The 15,375-nt window shown below is 71.2% G+C and carries 16 protein-coding genes; 7 read left to right on the top strand and 9 right to left on the bottom strand.

The features are described 5' to 3' along the window. Positions 1–43: 43 nt before the first annotated feature. A complete protein-coding gene (locus ACH34Q_RS23285; protein ID WP_395985137.1) occupies positions 44–865 on the bottom strand; it encodes an IclR family transcriptional regulator in 822 nt (273 codons plus the stop codon). 147 nt (positions 866–1,012) lie between these two features. Between ACH34Q_RS23285 and ACH34Q_RS23280 the strand changes: the two genes are divergently transcribed. Continuing rightward, a complete protein-coding gene (locus tag ACH34Q_RS23280) occupies positions 1,013–1,486 on the top strand; it encodes a nuclear transport factor 2 family protein (protein WP_395985136.1) in 474 nt (157 codons plus the stop codon). A 73-nt stretch (positions 1,487–1,559) separates the two neighbouring features. Here the strand turns inward: ACH34Q_RS23280 and ACH34Q_RS23275 are convergent, their stop codons facing one another. The 7 genes from ACH34Q_RS23275 to ACH34Q_RS23245 all read right to left on the bottom strand — a co-directional run bounded on the left by ACH34Q_RS23275 (position 1,560) and on the right by ACH34Q_RS23245 (position 8,903). Continuing rightward, positions 1,560–2,603, bottom strand: a complete 1,044-nt coding sequence (locus ACH34Q_RS23275) for a nitrilase-related carbon-nitrogen hydrolase (protein ID WP_395985135.1) — start codon at positions 2,601–2,603, stop codon at positions 1,560–1,562. 13 nt (positions 2,604–2,616) lie between these two features. Further along, positions 2,617–3,606 (bottom strand): oligopeptide/dipeptide ABC transporter ATP-binding protein, encoded by a 990-nt coding sequence (locus tag ACH34Q_RS23270; protein WP_395985134.1) that lies wholly within the window; start codon positions 3,604–3,606, stop codon positions 2,617–2,619. Continuing rightward, a complete protein-coding gene (locus tag ACH34Q_RS23265; RefSeq protein WP_395985133.1) occupies positions 3,603–4,703 on the bottom strand; it encodes an ABC transporter ATP-binding protein in 1,101 nt (366 codons plus the stop codon). Before ACH34Q_RS23265 ends, ACH34Q_RS23270 begins: the two co-directional genes overlap by 4 nt. After that, positions 4,703–6,301 carry an ABC transporter substrate-binding protein gene (locus ACH34Q_RS23260; protein ID WP_395985132.1) on the bottom strand — a complete coding sequence of 533 codons (1,599 nt, stop codon included), beginning with the start codon at positions 6,299–6,301 and terminating at the stop codon, positions 4,703–4,705. The genes ACH34Q_RS23265 and ACH34Q_RS23260 overlap by 1 nt, the downstream gene beginning before the upstream one ends. Before the next feature lie 56 nt (positions 6,302–6,357). Further along, entirely contained in the window at positions 6,358–7,275 is a 918-nt protein-coding gene (locus tag ACH34Q_RS23255) for an ABC transporter permease (protein ID WP_395985131.1), read from the bottom strand. Continuing rightward, positions 7,275–8,240 carry an ABC transporter permease gene (locus ACH34Q_RS23250; protein ID WP_395985130.1) on the bottom strand — a complete coding sequence of 322 codons (966 nt, stop codon included), beginning with the start codon at positions 8,238–8,240 and terminating at the stop codon, positions 7,275–7,277. The genes ACH34Q_RS23255 and ACH34Q_RS23250 overlap by 1 nt, the downstream gene beginning before the upstream one ends. Positions 8,241–8,456: 216 nt before the next feature. Continuing rightward, the gene (locus ACH34Q_RS23245) at positions 8,457–8,903 is read right to left on the bottom strand and encodes a hypothetical protein (protein WP_395985129.1); all 447 of its coding nucleotides are present in this window, start codon (positions 8,901–8,903) and stop codon (positions 8,457–8,459) included. A 182-nt stretch (positions 8,904–9,085) separates the two neighbouring features. Between ACH34Q_RS23245 and ACH34Q_RS23240 the strand changes: the two genes are divergently transcribed. Next, entirely contained in the window at positions 9,086–10,057 is a 972-nt protein-coding gene (locus ACH34Q_RS23240) for a VOC family protein (protein WP_395985128.1), read from the top strand. Positions 10,058–10,185: 128 nt separating this feature from the next. Here ACH34Q_RS23240 and ACH34Q_RS23235 read toward each other — a convergent pair whose 3' ends face one another. Then, on the bottom strand, positions 10,186–11,052 hold the full coding sequence (locus tag ACH34Q_RS23235; RefSeq protein WP_395985127.1) for a hypothetical protein: 867 nt from the start codon (positions 11,050–11,052) through the stop codon (positions 10,186–10,188). 89 nt (positions 11,053–11,141) lie between these two features. Between ACH34Q_RS23235 and ACH34Q_RS23230 the strand changes: the two genes are divergently transcribed. The 5 genes from ACH34Q_RS23230 to ACH34Q_RS23210 all read left to right on the top strand — a co-directional run bounded on the left by ACH34Q_RS23230 (position 11,142) and on the right by ACH34Q_RS23210 (position 15,344). Then, positions 11,142–11,762 carry a hypothetical protein gene (locus tag ACH34Q_RS23230; RefSeq protein ID WP_395985126.1) on the top strand — a complete coding sequence of 207 codons (621 nt, stop codon included), beginning with the start codon at positions 11,142–11,144 and terminating at the stop codon, positions 11,760–11,762. A gap of 92 nt (positions 11,763–11,854) precedes the next feature. Beyond that, on the top strand, positions 11,855–12,199 hold the full coding sequence (locus tag ACH34Q_RS23225; protein WP_395985125.1) for a hypothetical protein: 345 nt from the start codon (positions 11,855–11,857) through the stop codon (positions 12,197–12,199). Between the two features lie 15 nt (positions 12,200–12,214). Next, entirely contained in the window at positions 12,215–13,033 is an 819-nt protein-coding gene (locus ACH34Q_RS23220) for an IclR family transcriptional regulator (RefSeq protein ID WP_395985124.1), read from the top strand. A gap of 254 nt (positions 13,034–13,287) precedes the next feature. Continuing rightward, the gene (locus tag ACH34Q_RS23215; RefSeq protein ID WP_395985123.1) at positions 13,288–14,478 is read left to right on the top strand and encodes an ABC transporter substrate-binding protein; all 1,191 of its coding nucleotides are present in this window, start codon (positions 13,288–13,290) and stop codon (positions 14,476–14,478) included. Next, entirely contained in the window at positions 14,475–15,344 is an 870-nt protein-coding gene (locus ACH34Q_RS23210; RefSeq protein WP_395985122.1) for a branched-chain amino acid ABC transporter permease, read from the top strand. Before ACH34Q_RS23215 ends, ACH34Q_RS23210 begins: the two co-directional genes overlap by 4 nt. Positions 15,345–15,375 lie beyond the last annotated feature (31 nt).

Genomic DNA, 15,375 nt, shown 5'->3' with positions numbered 1-15,375 from the left:
CCGGTCGGGCGTGCCGGGATGGTCCGGTGTGCCTGGCCGGTCGTCAGGCGGGACGGTGGCCGAACCGCTCCGACAGCCGCCGCACCGCCTGCAGCAGCGCCTCGGCGCAGGCCTCGGCCTCCTGGGTGAACCGGTCGATCGGGCCGCTGACACTGATCACGGCGATCGGCCGGTTCCGCTCGTCCAGGATCGGCGCGGCGACCGACGCCGCGCCCGACTGCCGCTCGGCGGTGGAGCGGGCGTAGCCGCGGGCGCGGATCTCCTCGACCTCGCGGCGCAGCCCGGCGGCGTTCGCGATGGTCGCCGGGGTGAGCTGCTCCAGCGAGGGCTGCGCCAGGTAGTGCTCCACCTCCTCGTCCGACAGGAAGGCCAGGAACGCCTTGGACGACGCGCCGGCGTGCAGCGGGTAGGGGACGCCGAGCGTCACCGACATGATCAGCTCGCGGCGCGGCGGCACCTGGTCGATGTACGAGCGCGTCCAGCCGGACCGGACCGACAGCGTCGCGGTCTCGATCGTGAGCTCGGAGAGGGCGACGAGTTCGGGACGGGCGACCGACCGCACGTCGATCCGTTCCAGATAGGCCATCCCGAGCTTCATCGCGCCGAGGCCGAGCGAGTAGCGCCGGGTCGACTCGTCCAGTTCGATCAGCGCGTGCCCGCGCAGCGAGGTGAGGATGCGGTGCACCGCCGCCTTGGAGAGCCCGAGCGCGTTGGCCACCTCGGTGACGCCGAGGGTCGCCGACCGCTGCTCCGCGAAGTACATGAGGACGTCGGAGGCACGCTCCACCGTGGCGATGGTCTGGCTGGTGCCCCCGCGCTCCTCGGCGAGAGGGGAGGGCTCGCTCGGGCGGACGGTGCTGGTCATGGACGTGGTTCCTTCCAGATCCTCTGGCCGGACGTCGGCCGGACATGAGAGGTGATGGCTGTTTCGTTCAGTGTAAAGCCGTTCCACTGGAAGGCGCCCCCGAGCGCCCTTCCGAAACCGTAGCCGACCCACGAAGGGAACACGAACATGCCCGCTGAACAGGGCGGAAAACCGGCGGGAACCCCGCTCGCCGCGGCCGAGGACATGCTGCGGGCGGTCATCGACCGCGACCTCGACGCCGTACTCGACGCGTTCTCCGGCGAATCCGACGCCTACGTCTTTCCCGAGGGACCGCGCTGGACCACCCGCGGCGGCGACCGGATCCAGCAGGGGTGGCGTGCCTACTTCGAGGCCCCCATCAGGATCGACGCCTACCAGTGGGTCGAGGGCCCGCATGTGTTCGAGTCCGGCTCGCTCGGCCAGGTCACCGGCGTCGTCGACTACGACGTCTGCGGAGACGGCCATGAGGGCCGGCTCCGGATGCGGATGACCTGGCTGCTGCGCCTGGAGGGCGAGCGCTGGCGGATCGTCCACGAGCACGGCTCCCAGCCGCTCGCCGACCCGTACGGTGCGGGCGACTGGTGGCCGGACGGCGCCCGCCCCCTCGGCGCGACGGGCTGACGCGGCGGGCTGAAAGAGCCCTTCCCTCACCCCGCCCGCGATGCGGGCGGGGTGAGGGGATCAGTGGGATCGCTCACTGCCAGCGGGAGCGGCCGTTCAGGTAGCGGCCGGCGTCCTCCAGGTCATGCGGCTGGTACGGGGTGTAGAGGTTCGGCTCGAAGCGGCTCGTGTACTTCTCGAACACCGGCCGGTAGAGGTCCCAGTGGATGTCGGGCTGGCGGTGGGCCGCCCGGAACGACGCGATCGGGATCTGCGCGAGGATCAGCTTCTCGAACTTGCTGTCGGCGGCGGCGATGGCCTGGCCGTCCGGGCCGTAGACGGCCGAGCCGCCCGCCCCGGTGTCCTCGAAGAAGCTCGTCTCGCGGTCCAGCACCGAGTTGTTGACGATGGCGCAGTAGACCCGGTTGTGCAGCGCCGACGCGCGGACGTCCACCTCCGAGAAGCTGCCGCTGGCGGTGCGCAGGAACACCTCCGCCCCCTTGATCGCCAGTGCCCGGAACAACTCCGGTTCCAGTTGGGTGGATGACATCGAGATGTTGCCGAGCCCCGTCCGCGCCACCGGGAGCACCGCGTCCGCCCCGTACATCTCCGCGTACCGGTCCAGCACGTCGTAGGTCGTCGTGGTGAACAGCTCGAAGCCGCGGAACACGCCCTTGACGTTGCGCGCCTTCCAGTGCTTGGCGATGATCTCGCCGTCGGGGCCGATCAGCGTGGTGATGCTGAGCACGTGGCCCGGCCAGTCCGGGTCGCGGACGTAGGCACCGAACGCGATGTGGCAGCCGTGCTCGCGCGCCTTGGCCGAGATCCGCTCGGTCTCCGGCCCGGGGATCTCGATGCAGCGCCGCTCGGTCTCCGCCTTCGTCCACCGGTCCCAGCCACTGATCGGGAACTCGTGGAAGAACAGCAGGTCGGGGGCGGGTCCGAAGCCGGTGTGGAAGGAGTTGTCGATCAGCCGCAGCATGTGCGCGAGGTTGGCCTCCTGCGCCGCGTCGTCGGTGGCCGGATGGACCCGCGACTGGACGACCCCGAGCGTCCAGGCGTCCTTGGCCAGGTCCGCGGTGGCGTATCCGCCGTCGTCCCGCTGGCTGATGCCCCCGTCCCGCGTGGGCTCGGTCATGAGGTCTCCTTCGTCATGTCTGCTCGTTGTCGGCGGCGGGTGATGCGATGGACGTCAGTTCCGCGAGGCGGAGGCAGGCCGCCTGGCGGCCGTCCCCGGAGTCCTCCAGGATGGGCTCGGTCCGCCGGCAGGCGTCGGCGGCGGACGGGCAGCGGGTGTGGAAGCGGCAGCCGGACGGGATGTCGACAGCCGACGGGACGTCCCCGGCCAACGGAGGCGGCGGTACTCCTGCCCCGTCCCCGAGGCCGGCGAGGCCGGGGACGGCCGCCAGCAGCGACCGCGTGTACGGGTGCCGGGGATCGCCGAAGACCTGCTCGGCGTCGCCGTACTCCACGAGCCGGCCCAGGTACATGACCGCGACCTGGTCGGCCATGTGCCGGGCGATCTCGATCTCGTGGGTGATCAGCACATAGCTCAGCCCGAGCCGCCGCTGCAGGTCGAGCAGCAGGTTCACCAGCAGCGCCTTCACGCTGACGTCCAGGCTGGCGGTCGGCTCGTCCAGCACGAGCGCCTCCGGCTCGACCGCGAGGGCGCGCGCGACCGTGACGCGCTGCAGCTCGCCGCCGCTCACCCCACCGGGCCGGCGGGTGAGGTAGTCGGGCGACAGCCCGACCAGGCCGAGCAGCTCCTCGGCCCGCGCGGTACGGGCGGCGCGGCCGGTCGCCAGGCCGTGCACGGCGAGCGGCTGCTCCAGCGCGTGCCGGATGCTCTTGCGGCGGTTGAGCGCCGACCAGGGGTTCTGCGACACGAGCTGGATGGCGCGGGCGTCGATCCGTTCCTCGCCTTGGACGAGGACGCGGCCGGAGGTCGGGCGGACGAGCCGGACGAGCATCCGCGCGATCGTCGACTTGCCGCAGCCGGACTCGCCGACGATCGCCAGCGTCCGTCCCGGCGGCACCTCGAACGAGACGTCGTCGACGGCGTGCACGACGCGTCCCTTCGCCCGGCCGCCCGACCGCACGGGGTAGTGCTTGGTGAGATTCTCCGCGGTGATGGCGTTCATGGGACCTCGTCCGCTCGGTGACAGCTGACCGTGGACGCGCCGAGGGTGCGCGCGGCCGGATGCTCCTCGGCGCAGATGTCGGCGGCCATGTCGCAGCGCGGCGCGAACGGGCAGCCCGGCAGGAGGTTCGCGCCGCCGACCGTGCCGGGAATCGTGCGCAGCGGCTCGCCCCGGGGACGCAGGCCCGGCATCGCGCCGATCAGGGCGCGCGTGTACGGATGGCGGGGGGCGGCGAACAGCTCCCGGACCGGTGCCGTCTCGACCAGCCGTCCCGCGTACATCACCCCGACCCGGTCGCTGATCTGCGAGATCACCCCGAGATCGTGGGTCACGAAGATCATGGACAGCCCGACCCGGTCGCGTAGCTCCAGCAGCAGCCGGAGCACCTGCGCCTGGACGGTCGCGTCGAGCGTCGTGGTCGGCTCGTCGGCCAGCAGCAGCTCGGGGCGGCGGCCGAGCGCGGCGACCGCGATCAGCATCCGCTGGAGCTGGCCGCCGGAGAACTCGAACGGGTAGCCGCCCAGCCGGTCCAGGACGGAGCCGAGCCCGACCTCGCGCAGCAGCTTCGCGAGCAGGTCGTCCTCGCCGCTCCCGTCCCTTCCGCCCGTACCGCCGCCGGCCTTCACGCCCGGTTCCGCGGGCAGGTGCCAGCGGAGCTGGCGGCCGATCGGCGTGGTCGGCGACAGCGACGTCATCGGGCGCTGCGGGATCAGGCCGATGCGATCGCCGCGCAGCCGGCGCATCCGGTCCTCGCGCAGCCCGAGCAGGTCGGTGCCGTCGAAGCGGACGTGCCCGGCGGACGCGGCGGCGTTGCCGGGCAGCATCCGCATCAGCGCGGTCAGCACCGTGCTCTTGCCCGATCCGGACTCGCCGACGAGGCCGAGGATCTCGCCCGGCGCCACATCGAAGGAGACGTCCCGGACCGCGCGGGTCTCTCCCGTCCGGGTCCGGAACGAGACGGACAGGTCCGCGACCGACAGCAGCGCGCCGTCCCGGCGGCCCGCCGCCCCGCCGCCGGAACCGGGACCGGCGGCGGGTACGGTGTCGTCGGTTCCGGTGCCCGCGGCAGGGGCCGGGCGCTCTCGCGAGCGGCGCATCAGGCCGCTCGCACCGAGGCCACGTCGATCCGGCTGACGCTCATCTGCGTCTTGTCCAGCGCGGTGATCTCGGTGCGCTGCGCCATGACGAGCTTGGGGTGGACGGGCGGGATCGCGATGGCGTCGGCGGCGACCAGCCCGTTGATCTCCTTGCAGACGGCGGCGCGCTCGGCGTCGTCGGTGGTCGCCCACGCCTTGGCGAGCAGCGCGTCCACCTTGGCGTTCTTGTAGCCGAAGTTCAGCGGGTTCTCGGAGCTGAGCGCGCCCAGCAGCGTGAACGCGGTCTGCCCGCCGCCGAAGCCGCCGTCGAACCCCGTCATCGCCATCTGGTAGTCGCCGGTGGCCCACTTCTTCACCCAGGGGCTGATGTCGAGCGTCTCCAAAGTGCAGTTGATCCCGGCCTGCTTCCAGCCCTGCGCCAGCACCTGCCCGACGTTCTTCAGCACCGGGTCGCTGGTGACCATCAGGGTGAACTCCAGGCCGGACACTCCGGCCTCGGCGAGCAGCGCCTTGGCCTTGGCGATGTCGGGCGCCTCCCCGTACAGCTTCAGAGCGGCGTCGTGGCCCTCGGTCGCCGGGCCGATCGGGCCCTGGGCGATGTCGGCCGCGCCGCCGTAGACGATGTCGCGGACGGCCTTGCGGTCCATCGCGAACGCGAGCGCCTGCCGGACCTTCACGTCGTCGAACGGCTTCTTGTTCGCGACGAAGTAGGTGACGAGGTCCTTGGGGGCGGCGACCTCGTGCACGCTCACGTCGGCGGACTTCTTCAGCAGCTTGACGCTCTCCGGCGGGACGTCCGTCATGATCTGGATCTTGTCCTCGCGGAGGTTGACCATCCGCGTCGCCGGGTCGGGGACCGCCTGGAAGGTGATCCCGGTGAGGGCCGGCTTCGTCCCGTGGTAGCCGTCGAAGCGGGCCAGCACGACCCGCTGCCCCTGGGTGATGGCGCCCATCGAGAACGGGCCGGTGCCCATGGTGGTACCGGTCTTGGCGACGAAGTCGCGGTGCACGATCGGCAGGTTGGTCAGATGGGAGCGCAGCACCCCGAACGGCGTGGTCAACTTGATCGTGACGGTGTGGTCGTCGGTCGCGGTGGCCTTCTTGACGTAGCCGACGAAGTAGGTGGTCCAGTCGCTCGTGCTCTTCGGGTCGGTGACGAAGTCGAAGGTGGCGACGACGTCGGCGGCGGTGAGCGCGTCGCCGTTGTGGAACGTGATGCCCTTCTTCAGCTTGATCGTCCAGGTCAGCCCGTCGTCGGAGATCTCCGGCTCCCCGTCGGCCAGCAGCGGCACCGACTCCAGCGACGCGTCGAAGGTGTAGAGCGACTCCACGACCGACTCGGTGATCCAGTGGACCCGGCTGGAGGTGGTGCTGAGCGGGTTGAGGTAGTCGGAGATGGAGGTGACGCCGAACGCGAGCGTGCCGGACTTCTTGACGGCGCCGCCGTCCGATGTCCCGTCCCCGCCGCACGCGGCGACGGCGGCGGCTCCGGCGGTCAGGACGCCGGTGGCCACGAGGAAGCGGCGGCGGCTCAGGACCTTGCCGCCGGGGACGTGCTGGTTCGAGTCGGACGGTGAGTCGGGCATCGAGTCGGGCATCGGGTGCTCCTCAGAGAAGGGGGGAGAGAAGGGCCAGTGGTGCGTTGCCGGGACGTTCAGCCGCGGCCGTCGGCGTCGAGGGCGTCGCCGAGGCCGTCGCCGACGAGGTTGAAGCCGACCGTGGCGACGAGGATGACCAGGCCGGGGACGATCGAGTACCACCAGGCGCCGAGCAGCAGGTAGCCGGTCGCGTCGCCGAGGATGTTGCCGAGGCTCGGCTGCGGCGGCTGGATGCCGAGGCCGAGGAAGCTCAGCGCGCTCTCGGCGAAGATCGCCACACCGAGCCAGAGGAACGCCTGGACCAGGACCGGGGGCAGCACGTTCACCAGCAGCTCGCCGCCGATGATCCGCCACCGCGGGACGCCGAGCACGCGCAGCGCGTCGACGTAGTCCTCCTGTGCCTCCACGAGGGTCGCCGACCGCGTGACCCGCGCGAAGTACGGGATGAACCCGACGCCGAGCAGCAGGACGACCTTGGCGGTGGCCGATACCGTCAGCGGCCCGATGTGCGAGTCGCCGGTGCCGGTGACGCCGAGGACGAACAGCGCGAAGACGAACAGCGGCAGGGCCTGCAGCGCCTCCAGGATCCGCATGATCAGGTCGTCCGGCCAGCGCCCGCCGTAGTAGCCGGCGACCAGCCCGGCGGGCACCGCGACGAGGAGGCCGAACGCGACGCCCGCGAAGGCGACCAGCATCGACACCCGCGCGCCGGACGCGGTCCGGGCGAACAGGTCGCGCTGGAGGTGGTCGGTGCCGAACAGGTACTGGAGGCTGGGAGAGGCGAGTTGCTCGCCCGTTCGCGCGCTCGGGTCGCCGGCGAACATCGGGCCGAACACCGCCAGGATCAGGAACAGACCGAGCAGGACGATCCCGCTCCAGGTCAGGGCCGATGGCCGGGGGAGGGCGCGGCGGCGCTCGGACGGTCGCGGCACGGCGGGCCGCGGGGCCGTGGTCAGGGTCTCGGTCGCGTCCATCAGTCCGTCCCGTTCAGGAACCCCGCGCGGATCCGCGGATCGAGCGCGAAGTAGAGGAAGTCGACGGCGAGGTTGGCGACCAGGAACACCACCGCGGTGACCAGGGTGCAGGCGATCGCCAGCGGGTAGTCGTGCTGCCGGAACGCGCCGACGATGGTCTGGCCGATCCCGGGGACGTTGAAGACGGTCTCCACCAGGACCGTTCCACTGATGAACATCCCGACCATCAGGCCGATCACCGTGGCGGTCGGGATGATCGCGTTGCGCAGCGCGATCCGGCGCAGGATGCCGTTCTCGGACATGCCCATCGCGCGGGCGAACGAGACGTAGTCGGTGCGGTGCGTCTCGATCAGCGAGCCGCGCAGCGTGCGGGCGATGACCGCGCTGGAGCCGAGGCCGAGGGCGAGCGCGGGGAGCACGACGCTCCGCAGGTTGCCCGCCGGATCCTCGCCGAACGCGACCCAGCCGCTGGACGGGAGCACGCCCTTGACGTAGAGCCCGAACACGACGACCAGGACCAGGCCCAGCCAGAAGCTCGGGATCGACAGGGCGATGACGCTGACGACGCGGACGGCGCCGTCGACGAGGGAGTCCCGCCGCCGCGCGGCCAGGGTGCCGGCGGCCAGGCCGATGACGACCCAGAACAGCAGGGACAGGATCCCCAGTTCCAGGGTGACGGGCAGCCGTTCCCCGATGATCTCGGTGACCGGGCGGTCGCTGAACAGCGAGTCGCCGAGGTCGCCGCGCAGCAGGTTGCCGACGAACGTGGCGTACTGCGTCCAGATCGGCTGGTCGAGCCCGAACCGGTGCTCGACGGCGGCGCGCTTCTCGGGGGTGGGGTTCATCCCGAGGTAGGCGTCGACGGGGGAGCCGGGCGCGGCCCGCAGCATGAAGAAGACCATGGTGAGGACGAGGAACAGGACCAGTACGAGTCCGGCGATCCGTCGTCCGAGGTACCGCAGCATCCGCTGTCCTCTGTAGTGGGAAGAGCCGCGAGTGAGGCCAAAAACGAAACAGCGTTCCTAGGGATGGAATAGTAGGCCGAGACTCTCCGGCCCGGAAGGGGTTCGGCGCAGAAATCTGGAACGCTGCAATCGGGCGGAACGCGGCAGTGCGGGGCCACTGCGGGGCCAGTGCGGCGGCGGGCGGGGGCCGCCTCGGTGGCCCCCGCGAGCGCCGGCTCAGGCGACCTTGGACTCGCTGATGATCGTGCGCCTGACCAGGCGGTCGCCGTCCATCCAGTGCCAGGTACGGCACTTGTGCAGCCCGTCGCGCGACAGCTGGATGAGCTCGTACAGGTAGTTGTTCGCGTCGTCCTTGTACGACCAGGTCAGGACGATCGACTGGTCGTCCACCTGGCTCATCTCGCCGATGATCCGCTCGTTGTCGAAGTGGCAGACCGCGCCGCGCAGGGTGCCGCCGAACTCCAGCGACTGCACCCGGCCGTCCGGCCAGGTGTAGGTGTTGACCTGGAAGATGTCGTACGAGCCGTCCTCGGGGACCCAGCACCGCAGGTGCGAGGCGTGCCGGTCGATGATCGTTCCGTCGGCGTCGAGGTGGATGTACTCGCCTCGCCATTCGCCGAGGTGCTTGGCGTTGACGGGCATGCCCGGGACTCCGGCGCGCATGGGTCTCCTCCTGGTCGCAGGCGATGGTGGGGGGCGGCCGGCGTTGACAGGCCGCCGCCCGAAGCCTAGCGTCAGCCGGCAGAATAATGGAACGATATTCCGTTCTGAGGAACACAATGAGCCCGGGGAACACAGTGAGCCCGGGGAACATGACGGGACCGAGGAACATGAAGGGATCGCGCATGAGCGACCACGGACCGGCCCCGCTGGTGGAGGGCATCACCGCCGCGATCGTCGGCGTCCGCGACGTCGATCCCCATCTCGCCTTCTACCGCGACCGGCTCGGCTACGAGGTGGCCGCGGAGGGCACCGTCCCCGCCGCCGTCGCGGACGCGCTCTGGGGGACCGGGACCGCCGGCGTCGAGGCCGTCGCCCTGGCCGCGGCCGGCGCGGATACCGGCCGGATCCACCTCGTCCGGGTCCCCGAGCCGCTCGCCCCCGCCGAGCAGCCGCACAACCTCGACGTCGGCCTGATCGGCATCGACATGTACGCCAGGGACATCGAGACCGCCTACGCCCAGTTCACCGAGGCGGGCCTCGCCTGGTCGACCCCGCCCGCCACCTACGGGGTGGCGGTCGGAGAGCAGGAGGTCATGGTCACCCAGGGCGTGTGCCCGGCGCCCGACGGCACGGCGGTCGTGTTCGTGCAGCCCGCCACCGTTCGGGGGACCGCCGCCTGGGACGCCGACCCCGGCCGCCTCTACACCGAGCTGACCTCGGTGGTCTGCCACGTCCCCGACGCGGACGCCGAGGTCGGGTTCTGGGGGCCGGACGGGCTCGGCATGTCCGTCTGGTACGACGTGGTGTTCTCCTCCCCGGGCTTCGACACGGTCGCGGGCCTGCCGTCCGGGACCCGGATGCGGCTGGCGTTCCTCGCCGGGGAGAAGACGGCCCGGATCGAGGTCACGTCGGCGGAGGGCGAGCACGGCGTCGACCGCCGCCCCACCCAGCGTCCGGGCCGTTCGCTCGGACACAGCGGCTGGGCGGTGCGTACCCGCGACCTGGACGCGGCGCTGGACAGTGTCCGGCGCACGGGCGGCAGCGTCCTCGGCGAGCCGGTCGAGACCGCCGACCCGCTGCACGGCAAGGGGGCCGCGGCGTCGGTCACCACACCGAACGGCGTCTCCGTCACCCTCTACGAGCCCCGCGCCTGACAGCGATGATGTAGGTGAGCGTCTCCTGGCGGGGTCTGACCCGACGCCTGATGGTGGCCCCGCGACGGGTCGTCCCGGTGAACGTCCAGCCGGACGGCTCGCCGCGACCCGCCGCGGAGCGAGCGGCTTCAGGCCGTCCAGAGCTCGAGGTGGACGCCGTCCGGGCTGGCGGCGGTGAAGGCGCGGCCACCGCGCAGGCCGCTCTCGACGATGGCGCCGGTACGGGCACCGGCCCCGGTGAGCAGGGCGTGGGCGGCGTCCAGGCCGGGGACGGGGAACACGCCCGCGCGCATGCCCGAGGCGAACGCGTCGTCGCCCTTCGGAAGGTCGAGGGTGGGGAAGCTGATCAGCTCGACGCGGGCGCCGTGACCGTCCCAGAACAGGTCCAGGACGATCTCGGCGTCCGGGTCGTCGAGACCGATGAGCGCGGCCACCGCCGGGTTCACCAGCCGCTGCGAGTAGAGCGACTCCAGGCCGAGCTTCGTCCAGAAGTCCGCGTCGCACCCGTAGGTGAGATGGACGGCGGCCTGCAGTTCGGAGTGCCGGCGGGACGCGTCGCCGTCGAGCAGGCTCGCCCGCCGCGACGTGCCCTCGACCAGGACGGCCCTGATGCCGCCGGGGCCGATGATCCCGCATTCGGCGAAGGGGCGGCCGCCGAGTTCCCAGCGGGCGAGCGGGGACGCGGTGCCGCCCGCCGCGACCAGGTCGGCGACGCTCGCCTCGATGTCGCGGGTGTAGAAGTCGACGCCGTAGCCGCCGGCGGCGATGGCCGTGCTCCCCTCCGGTGCCGCGACGAGGAGAAGGCCCCCGCTCTCGGCGCCCTCAGGGAGGTAGAGGACCTCCTCGGCGGGGCCGGCGAGCCCGTAGAGGGCCGCGGCGGCGCCCGCGTCCAGGACGTCCCGGCGCCGTTCGGTGAAGCCGAGGACGGACAGGAACGGCGCGGCGGCGGTGAGGTCGTGGCATCCGAGGACGGCGTGCCGGGGACTGCTGAGCATGGGCGCTCTCCGGAGATCGGCGACGGGGACGGGCCGGATGCTATCTGAAACGATGTTCCAAAAGAAGAAACACCATCCGGGAGAAGTCAGTGACCCTGTATCTCGATGACGTGGACCCGGCCGGGCCGGGACTGCCCTGGAAGCCGTTCACGATCCCGGGCTCGACCCCGGCCGTGGACCTGATGCGCCTGGAGGCCGACCCGGCGGACGGAGCCTCGACCCTGCTCGTCCGCTTCCCGCCCGGCTGGAACCGTCCCGGCCCGGGGCACTACCTCAGCGGCGAGGAGTTCGTCGTTCTGGAAGGGGCACTCACCGTTTCCGGAGTGCTCTACGGGCCGGGCGATCGCGGCTGGGTTCCGGCTGGCGCCACCCGCCGCGACTCCGGTACGGAGACCGGCGCACTGGCTCTGGCCTGGTTCTCCGGTGCTCCCGCCTACGTCGAGGGCGAGGCCGCCGAGCCGTCCGGCCGGACCGCCGAGCGGACGCCGCTGCTCACCGTACCGATCCCGGACGGCGGGCTGCCGCTGCGCTCGGGGGACACGGGGGAGACCCGGCTGTACGAGCGCGCCCCCGCCTCGTTCGCCGCGGCGGCGCGGGTGCTGTGGCCGGACGGGACGGACGGGCCGCGCTGGACGGCGTTCGGCCCGGGCGATCCGGTCCCGGCAGGGAGGGCCGGCCGCGCCTTCGTCCACCTCAGGTATTCCATTTAACGGAAAGCTGTTACAAGATGTCGGCTGCGACCGTCGCACGTGACGATGTTGCGCCTAGCGGAACAGGTCTAGCGGAACATGGAGGCCACTGCATGATCTATCTCGTCTACCGGATGAAGCTGAGCGAGCGTTCCCGGCGGAACCAGAAGCAGTTCTGGGCCTGGCTGGAGGACCGCGAGCGCTGGTTCTACCGCGACCTGCCCATGGTCAAGGAGGTCCGCTGGTACTACAGCGTGATCGGCGAGGTCTACACGATCGAGAACTGGGCGGCCTTCGAGGACGAGGCCGCGTGGGGCGCGTACCGCACCGCCCTCGGCGGGCTGAAGGGCGATGCCGAGTGGGAGGGCGAGCGCGTCACCCAGGACGACTGGTGGGAGTTCCTGGACACGAGGATCGTCACCGACCCGCCCGTGCCCATCGGCCTGCGCCGGGACTGAGAAGGGACCCCCGCCATGTCCCAGCAGACCGGCGCCTCCGAACGGCTCGGGAAGCCCGAACGGCTCGGGCAGTCGGCCTCGACGGTGGAGCGGGCGGCGGACGTGCTGGTGCTGTTCGCCGAGGCCGGCTCCCGGACGCTGGGCGTCACCGAGATCGCCGACGCGCTCGGGATCTCCAAGCCGGCCGTGCACCGGATCCTCACCTCGCTGCGCAGCCGCCGGCTGGTCCAGGTGGACGAGCAGACCCGCAGGTACGCGCTCGGGCTGACCGCGATGCGGCTCGGCCTGGCCTATCTGGACCACATCGACGTCCGCCGGCTGGCGGCCCCGGACCTGGCCGAACTGTCGCGCGCGACCCGGGAGACCGCGACGCTGTCGTCCCGGATCGGGACGCAGCGCGTCTACGTCGACCAGGTGACCCCGGCCAGGGAAGTGATCATGTCGGTCGCGCTGGGCGTGCCGTACCCGCTGCACGCGGGCGCGTCGTCGAAGGCGTTCCTGGCGTTCCTGCCGGAGGCGGAGATCGACGGCTACCTCTCGGTGGACCATCTCAGCCGGGTCACCGACCGGACGGTCGTCGATCCGGACGAGCTGCGCGAGGAACTGCGCGACATCCGGCGGCGCGGCTACGCCCGCTCGTTCGCCGAGCGACAGTCGGGCGCGGCCTCGGTCGCGGCGCCGGTCTTCGACCACCACGGCCTGCCCGCGGCGGTGGTGAGCGTCTGCGGGCCGGTCGAGCGATTCCGGAACGAGGCCGCGGCGTGCGCCGAGGCGCTGCTCGCCGCCACGGGACGGCTCTCCGCTCTGATGGGCCACGTCACCGAATCGCACTGAGTCACTGAACCGCACTGAGTCACTGAAACGCGAGTCACCGAAACGCACCGGCCGGAGGGCGTCACCCTGCCGTGCCCGCCATCGCGGCCGCTCCCGGCGGGCACGGCAAATCTCGACATTCCCGCAGCTCACCACGTAACAAAAACGTCATCGGCGAAAAAGTCAGACCTATTGACACTCCGAGCGGCCGCTCTATAGCGTCCATCTCTACGGAATCGCGTTCCGTCAAACGGAACACTCTGGCGGAGGTGCCGATGCGCAGATCAGCAGTCACGATCACCGCGGGGCTCGCGGCGCTCGCCGTGACCGCGACCGGATGCTCGGGCAAGAGCGCGGGCGACAAGCCGGAGATCGAGATCGGGTTGATCTCCCCGATGAGCGGCCCCTTCGCGGTGCTGGGCATCTCGCAGCAGAACTCGCTGAACGTGGAGATCGAGCGGATCAACGCCGCCGGCGGGCTGAACGGCTCCCAGCTGAAGCTCGTCGTCCGCGACTCGGGCCTGGACCCGGGCAAGGCCGTCCAGGCCGCCAACGAGATGGCCGGCAACGACGCGGTCAAGCTCGTCATCGGCCCCTCGCTGACCGCGTTCTACGACGCCGCCAAGGGCTCGTACGAGAAGAGCAAGAAGCTCAACTGCCAGCCTGCCGTCTCCACCGGCAGCTTCGCCGACCTGAAGTACGGGTTCCGTTCGCAGGACCCCTTCGACCTCGACGGCAAGATGGTCGTCGACTGGCTGAAGAAGGAGGGCGTCAAGTCGCTCGGTCTCGTCTACGAGGCCGACGACACCGGCGAGAACACCGACGCCCTGATGAAGAAGCTGCTTCCCGAGGCGGGCATCGAGTACCTCGGCTGGGAGAAGAGCCGGGCCGACGACCAGAGCCATCGCGCCTACGTGGACACGTTCAAGGACGCCGGGGCGATCATGGTGTCCAGCAGCGTCGGCGGTTCCAAGACCATGGCCGCCGCGTCGGAGTCCGGCTACAAGGGCAAGCTCGTCGGCGCCGGTTCCGGCATGCAGAACATCTCGTTCATCGAGGCCTCCGGGGACGCCGCCAAGGGCGGGGTCTTCCCGGCGGCGCTCTACCAGTACCCCGAGCGCATCGACCGGGCGCAGTGGAAGCCCGGCTACCGCAAGCACATCGAGGCGATCGAGACCAAGTACGGCAAGAACGTCGGCCCGAAGACCGGGGCGACCTCGCCGAAGGGCGCGGCGATCACCGCCGACTGCGTCTACGCCTTCGAGCAGGTGGTGAAGTCCACCAAGAGCACCGACTCCGCGAAGCTCGCGCCGGCCATCGAGGCGCTGGACCTCACGGCCGAGCAGACCCCGTCCGGCAACGCCATCAAGCCCGGGCCGAGCCACGAGTTCTACCACCAGGTGCACCTCTACCAGTGGACCAAGGACGGCAAGGGCTGGTACACCAAGGAGATCACTCCGTCGTGAGCGCGCAGGTCTGGATCGACGGGCTGTTCGCCGGGTCGGTGTACGCGCTGGTCGCACTGGCGCTGGCGATCGTCTTCCAGCCCACCCGGGTGATGAACTTCGCCCAGGGCGAGCCGATCGTGCTCGGCGCGGCCATCAGCTACCAGGTGGTCGCGCTGTGGCAGTGGGGATGGCCGGCGGCGCTGCTGGTCACCCTCGTCCTCGGCGTGGGAATGGGCCTGCTCAGCGAACGAATGATCATGCTGCCGGTGCGGCTGTCGGGCTCCCGGTACGCCTGGATCATCGCGACGCTCGCGGCGGCGATGATCTTCCAGGCGCTGTTCACCCTCGGCTACTTCGACGTGGACTCGCTGCGGCCGAAGGCGCTGGCACCCGGGCATCTGGAGATCTTCGGGCAGCGGATCGGCTGGCAGCAGCTGCTCACCATCGCCGTCGCGCTGACCGTGATGGCCGGGTACGACGCGTTCCTGCGGCGCACCGCCTACGGGCGGGCCATCCGGGCCGCCTCGCACGACCCGGACGCCGCCGTGATCATGGGCGTCCCGGTCCGCCGGGTGGTCCTGCTCAGCTTCGTGCTCGCGGCGGTGATCTGCGCCTTCGCGGGCCTGCTGGCCGCGCCCCTGCTGTTCATCGGGCCGGCCTCCGGGCTGCTGTTCACCATCAAGGGCTTCACCGCCGCGGTGATCGGCGGCGTCGGCTCGCCGCGCGGCGCGCTGGCGGGCGGCATGATCGTCGGGCTGCTGGACGCCGTCGTCCGCAACCTCGCCGGCGCCACGACCGGCGACTTCGTCGTCTTCGGGCTGCTGGCGCTGATCCTGGTGGCGTTCCCGTCCGGCCTGTTCGGCAAGCCGATGGCGGCGCACTGATGACCGGCGACCCGAAGACCCGCGCACCGAT

Source organism: Actinomadura sp. 9N407 (assembly GCF_044326315.1).
Classification (GTDB): domain Bacteria; phylum Actinomycetota; class Actinomycetes; order Streptosporangiales; family Streptosporangiaceae; genus Spirillospora.
Note: the sequence above shows the minus strand (reverse complement) of the source record. Positions and strands in the feature narration are given on the sequence as shown.